The sequence below is a fragment of the Acinetobacter modestus genome (assembly GCF_014636095.1).
Taxonomy (GTDB): domain Bacteria; phylum Pseudomonadota; class Gammaproteobacteria; order Pseudomonadales; family Moraxellaceae; genus Acinetobacter; species Acinetobacter modestus.
Genome location: NZ_BMDV01000001.1, coordinates 521409 through 527705 on the forward strand (window position 1 = coordinate 521409; position 6297 = coordinate 527705).

Annotated in this window: 5 protein-coding genes; 3 read left to right on the top strand and 2 right to left on the bottom strand. The window is 40.2% G+C overall.

Annotated elements, in window-relative coordinates; genetic code table 11:
• The first annotated feature begins 4 nt into the window (after positions 1-4).
• The 3 genes from mnmA to purB are packed head-to-tail and all read left to right on the top strand — an operon-like array spanning position 5 to position 3331.
• Positions 5-1138, top strand: a complete 1134-nt coding sequence (gene mnmA / locus IEV17_RS02410; RefSeq protein WP_004662939.1) for a tRNA 2-thiouridine(34) synthase MnmA — start codon at positions 5-7, stop codon at positions 1136-1138.
• Between the two features lie 18 nt (positions 1139-1156).
• Positions 1157-1888, top strand: a complete 732-nt coding sequence (gene hflD / locus IEV17_RS02415; protein WP_004662940.1) for a high frequency lysogenization protein HflD — start codon at positions 1157-1159, stop codon at positions 1886-1888.
• A 54-nt stretch (positions 1889-1942) separates the two neighbouring features.
• The gene (gene purB / locus IEV17_RS02420) at positions 1943-3331 is read left to right on the top strand and encodes an adenylosuccinate lyase (RefSeq protein ID WP_004662941.1); all 1389 of its coding nucleotides are present in this window, start codon (positions 1943-1945) and stop codon (positions 3329-3331) included.
• A 111-nt stretch (positions 3332-3442) separates the two neighbouring features.
• Here purB and IEV17_RS02425 read toward each other — a convergent pair whose 3' ends face one another.
• Complete coding sequence (locus IEV17_RS02425; RefSeq protein WP_004662942.1) at positions 3443-5116, bottom strand: ShlB/FhaC/HecB family hemolysin secretion/activation protein; 1674 nt, start codon at positions 5114-5116, stop codon at positions 3443-3445.
• A gap of 2 nt (positions 5117-5118) precedes the next feature.
• The coding region (locus tag IEV17_RS02430) for a YDG domain-containing protein (protein WP_227554445.1) at positions 5119-6297 on the bottom strand (1179 nt) is incomplete at its 5' end.

The window sequence follows — 6297 nt, forward strand, 5'->3', positions numbered from 1 at the left end:
TTAGATGCAACAACGTGTCATCGTCGGTATGTCTGGTGGTGTAGACTCCTCCGTTTCTGCCGCATTATTACTTCAACAAGGATATCAAGTTGAAGGTCTTTTCATGAAAAACTGGGAAGAAGATGATGGTACGGAATACTGCACAGCACTTGAAGACTTGGCAGATGCACAAGCCGTTGCAGATAAAATTGGTATCAAGCTGCACACTGCGAACTTTGCCATGGAATATTGGGATCGTGTGTTTGAACACTTCTTGGCTGAATATGCTGCAGGTCGCACACCAAACCCAGATATCTTGTGTAATAAAGAAATTAAATTCCGTGCCTTCCTCGATCATGCGATGACTTTAGGTGCAGACTTTATTGCAACAGGTCACTATGCCCGTCGTGGTGCAAGCATGCAGAATTCGCGTGGCGAAACCTATGCCCCATTACTCCGTGGTGTCGATAATAATAAAGACCAGACTTATTTCTTACATGCGGTACATGGTCGTGAAATTAACAAGACCCTATTCCCTGTAGGTGAAATTGAGAAACCCGAAGTTCGTCGCATTGCAGAAGAGTTAGATCTGGCAACTGCCAAGAAAAAAGACTCGACGGGTATCTGCTTTATTGGTGAACGTCGTTTCACCGATTTCTTAAAACAATATTTACCTGCACAAGCTGGAAAAATTGTTTTAGAGTCAGGTAAAGAAGTTGGTGAACATCATGGCTTGATGTACTATACGCTCGGTCAACGCGGTGGTATTGGTATCGGTGGTATGAAAGGTGTACAAGAAGGTGCATGGTTCGTACTCCATAAAGATATTGCCAATAATCGCTTGGTGATCGGTCAAGGACATGAGCACCCACTCATGCAAAGCACACAGCTTTGGAGTGAGTCGATTGATTGGGTCGCAGGTGAACAGGACATCCCAAGTACAGGATTCCGATGCACGGCAAAAACCCGTTATCGCCAGCCTGATCAAGCGTGTACAATTTATCGTGATGAGCAAACCGAAAATGGTATTCGAGTTGAGTTTGATGAACCACAAAGAGCTGTAACTCCTGGACAAAGCGTGGTGTTCTACTCCGGAGAAGTGTGCTTAGGTGGTGGTGTGATTCACCATACCAATGCACCTGAACCAGATTTTATTTAAGGAAATTGGAAGCGAAGCATGGTGGAGTTACCCTTTCAGCACGCCCAAGCGTTGAATGTTCAACAAAATCGTGCTTTGGCATTGGCTGCTGTGTTTCAAGCAACTCAGCTCACGCATATGACTGCAATGGCGGGTCAGCAAAGTATTGGCGATAGCGGTAATTTTTATTTTGAACTACTGATTAAAGCCAGTCTTAATATTCGCCCAGCCACCAATAATGCCACTCAAACTTTAGATTTTTTTAATCAACTTGCAGATATCTCTCTTGGTTTAAAAACATTAGAAGGTTGTATAACCCAACCTTTTAATACTGCTCCTAAATCTCGTTTTCCGAAAATGTCGACTGCTAAACTCCCAATGTCTTATGCAATGGCTTTATTGCAATTAGAAAAGAAAGTGTATAGCAATCCTGAATACGTCAAAATTATCGAAGCAGCTCAGCAAAAAATATTAAAACAGCTTTCATTTTTCGATAACAATTATTTGCACCCAAGTATTATTGCCAACCTTGCACAAACTTATGTGGAAACAGCGGGGCAAATCAATCCTCGCATTTTAGTTCGCGGTAATGCTGAAGCATTTAAAGACATCAATCATACCAACCGTATTCGTGCATGCTTATTTACTGGCTTACAACTTGCACATTTATGGAAGCAGCTCGGTGGTAGCTCTTGGAGTATGATTTTTACTAAACGTAAGTTATTACAAGATATTCAAGCTCTCGCTCGTTTACAGTATCAGGTGGTATAAACCGATGCTAAGACGAATTTATTTTTATGTTTATTCCAAAATTAAGGAATCTGTATGAATGCTTTAACCGCACTCTCACCACTTGATGGACGTTATGCAAGCAAATGTGATGCACTACGCCCTTTTTTGTCTGAGTTTGGTTTAATCCACGCTCGTGTTACGGTTGAAGTGCGTTGGTTACAAGCACTTGCTAATCGTGCAGAAATCATCGAAGTTCCTGCTTTTTCTGCTGAAACAAATGCAGCTTTGGATGCGATCGTAACAAACTTCTCTGAAGAAGATGCGAATCGTATTAAAGAAATCGAACGTACGACGAACCATGATGTAAAAGCAGTTGAATATTTCCTTAAAGAAAAAATTGCGAACATTGATGAGCTACAAAATGCGGGCGAATTTATTCACTTTGCATGTACCTCTGAAGACATCAACAACTTATCTCATGCATTAATGCTTAAAAATGGTCGTGAAGTTTTAGTTTCAAGTATGAAACAAATCCTCAATGCGATTTCTGCTTTAGCAATCACACATGCTGAACAACCAATGTTGTCTCGTACACATGGTCAAACTGCAAGCCCTACTACCTTGGGTAAAGAGATGGCAAACGTTGCTTATCGTTTAGCGCGCCAAATCAAGCAATTTGAAAATGTCGAATTATTGGGCAAAATCAATGGTGCTGTAGGTAACTACAATGCTCACCTATCTGCTTACCCAGAAATTGACTGGGCTGCACATGCTCAAGCATTTGTAGAATCTTTAGGTTTAGCATTTAACCCATACACCACACAAATTGAGCCACACGATTATATGGCTGAATTGTTCGATGCATTACGTCGTTACAACACGATCTTGATCGATTTTAACCGTGATGTTTGGGGCTATATCTCACTGGGTTACTTCAAGCAAAAATTAAAAGACGGTGAAGTTGGTTCATCAACCATGCCTCATAAAGTAAACCCAATTGACTTCGAAAATTCTGAAGGTAACTTAGGTATCGCAAATGCGGTATTGGGTCATCTTGGTGAAAAACTTCCTGTTTCTCGCTGGCAGCGTGATTTAACTGACTCAACTGTTCTTCGTAACATGGGTGTTGGTTTTGCACAAAGCTTGATTGCTTTTGATGCTTGCTTAAAAGGTATTGGTAAACTTGAGTTGAATGCGAACCGTTTAAATGAAGATTTAGACCAAGCACAAGAAGTTCTTGCAGAGCCAATCCAAACCGTTATGCGTCGTTATAACGTTGAAAAGCCATACGAAAAATTAAAAGCATTGACTCGTGGTCAAGCAATGACACGTGAAATGATGGTGAACTTCGTAAATGGTGATGAATTATTACAAGTTCCTGCTGATGAACGTGCGCGTTTAGCTGAATTAACACCTGCAACTTACACAGGTAATGCAGCTGAACAAGCGAAACAAATTAATGATCTAATTGGCAAAATCTAAGTTTTGTTGATAAAAAAGCAAAGCCGAGGCTTTGCTTTTTTATTTCTTAATTTTGCTAGTTAAAATCATCAGAATCCCAACGATTTTAACTAATCACCACCCGATTCTTATTTAAAAACGTTTACTTAAATTAAGCCAAGCTTCGACATCATTACGCTTATCAATGCTATCAGGTTGCGAACCTATCGGGAACCCAACAGTTAATGCTGCTTGCCATTGCATTACATTTGACCAGTTTAGTCCAAAACCTGCACTACTAATCTGTTCTATATTTTTGCCCGTTAAACCACCCCACTCTCGTGCTTGGTGTTTAACCGTTGCCGTATCGACATAGATCTTCGCTGCAAGTTGATTTTGTGCAGAAGCATATAAACTCTGTCTAAGTTCAGACAAAACGTAATATCCAGTTGAACCACTTAACGCACTGTTTTTATATCCTGCAATATTCGACGCACCACCAACACTAAATTGCTGAGCACTATCTAAATTGTCAGGGCTATATTGTGCTTGTAAAGCTGCATAGATTTGGGTTTTTGAACCATTTAAATTTTGCAACCGAGAGACATTCATAAAGGCACTAACAAATTCACCTTGTGTTTTTGCTGTTGCTTGATCACCAAGTTCTGCCATCGCATTTTTAAAATTAACTCGTCCAATATCTGTTGCAACGCCAAGTTGAGTTAAGCCACCACCTGCAAAATCATCATATTGCGAAGCATCTAAACGAATACGCCCAACATCAATATTCCGATCCCGATAAATTTCTGCGACGTTAATATCATCTTTCAGGCGTTTATGATCATATTGCACACCCAAAATCACTTCACTACGATTATTCAATAATATTGGTTGATTCAACCATACACTGATTTGTTGTGCTGTGCCTGTTGCATCTAAAGCTTTATATTCTTTACCTAATTCATAGGCTAAATCTGAATAACTCGCACCTAAACGTGTCCCGATACCATTAATTGTTGCTTCATAGCCCAATCGACCAAAGTTTAAATTACCCGATGTCATACCATCCACAGTCAAGCGATCACCCAAACGCAAAGCATTATTGACTGCAACGCCAGCATTTAAACGCACTTCATGGGTATATTCATTGCCATAATTATCCAAACCGACATAGCCTGCCAGTGATGATGTTGGCTGAATATCAATTGTTAAATCACTGGTTCCAGCATAACGCCCTGCACTAATGATATTACGTGTTTGAATCCCATCTAAACGATTCAACAATTTAAGCTGCTGCTGCAAGGTCGCCGAGTCAATAATATTGCCAGGCTGTAACGGCTGCAAAATAGCTAGTATTAATTGTGGCGATGTTTTGGTTTGGTTATTGATAATGATACGATCATATTTTGCCTCTAAAATCGCAATCTTAACCACACCATTTTTCAAACTTTGTACAGGTAAATACGCCCGACTATAGGGATAACCATGCTGTTGATAATAAGCCGTAATCCGTTTCGTTAATTGCTGTAAATCAGCAAGTGTCAACATCTTAGTTTCAGCATCGGCAACCAAAGCATGCAAATCTGCTGTGCTAATGCTCTGGTTTCCTGTAATTACAATCTGTTCAACTTTAACTTGCTGTTGAGCATCTGCTTGTGCAATTTGTATTTGTGCAGGCTGCTCAATATTCACCTCAGCTTGAGGTTGGTATTGCTGTATGGTTTGCTGTTGTAGAAGTAGTCCAGCATTTGGCACATTATCCGCAAAAACTGAAAAACTACTCAGTGAAAGCATACTCATTAATAATGTTGTCTTCGGATATAACATAATTAAAAATTCCCCGTTAATGTGTGAATACCGTCCATGTTGATGCCATCACCAATAATTTCTATTTCGATGTTATCCGACTGTTTTGGTTTATTTGCTTGTGGAGCAAAATGGATCGCTCGCTGATATGGATTACCTAATAAATCTTGCCAAATTGAGAGATCAGGTTGGCTCGGTTTTTCAGGTACGATAGGTGGTTTTGGATCAACCAATGGCGCTTCAATTTTCAACATTCCAGCAGTAAATGTCAGATCATAGTTCTGATCATGACCGCCGACCTGATTCTGATAGTTCCCTGTTGAAATAGCGCTTGCACCTGTCGCCGTTACATTTGTTAAAACTTCAGCACCTTCTCCATTCACTAAGCCTTGAGCAGTGAAACCAGTGACATGTTGTTGCTGACCGTTATAAATCGTCGTTAAACTATTACCAATGACTTGTGCTTTGGCTTTTGCAATACTTGCTTGAGTCTGACTATTTGCTTGTAAGCTATAGTTGGCTGCATCTGTACCAGTTAAATTGCCTGATACATTTACATTCTTGTTTGAGCCTGCATTCTTATCTGCAAAATGTCCTTGCGCATTCAGATTGACTTGGTCACCTGTGATCAAACCGTTCAAGCTACCATTTACAATTGCACTGGTTGTACCGTCGTAAACTTTGTCTTGAGCTGTCAATACGCCTGTGATTTGTTTCTTACTGATATTCGCTTGAGTCTGACTATTCGCTTGTAAGCTATAGTTGCCTGCATCTGTACCTGTTAAATTACCTGATACATTTACATTCTTGTTTGAGCCTGCATTCTTATCAGCAAATTGTCCTTGCGCATTCAGATTAACTTGATCACCTGCAATCAAACCATTCAAGCTACCATTGACGATCGCACTGGTTGTACCGTCATAGACTTTATCTTGAGCGGTTAATACACTTGTGATTTGTTTCTTGCTAATGTTGGCTTGTGCTGAGGTATTCGCTGCAAGATCGTAGTTGCCTGCATCTGTACCACTTAAATTGCTTGATACATTGACCGTCTTATTCGAAGCTGCATTTTTATCGGCAAATTGTCCTTGGGCATTTAGGTTAACTTGGTCACCTGTAATCAAACCATTCAAACTACCATTCACAATCGCACTAGTCGTACCGTCATAGACTTTGTCTTGAGCAGTGATGCTGCCTGTGAT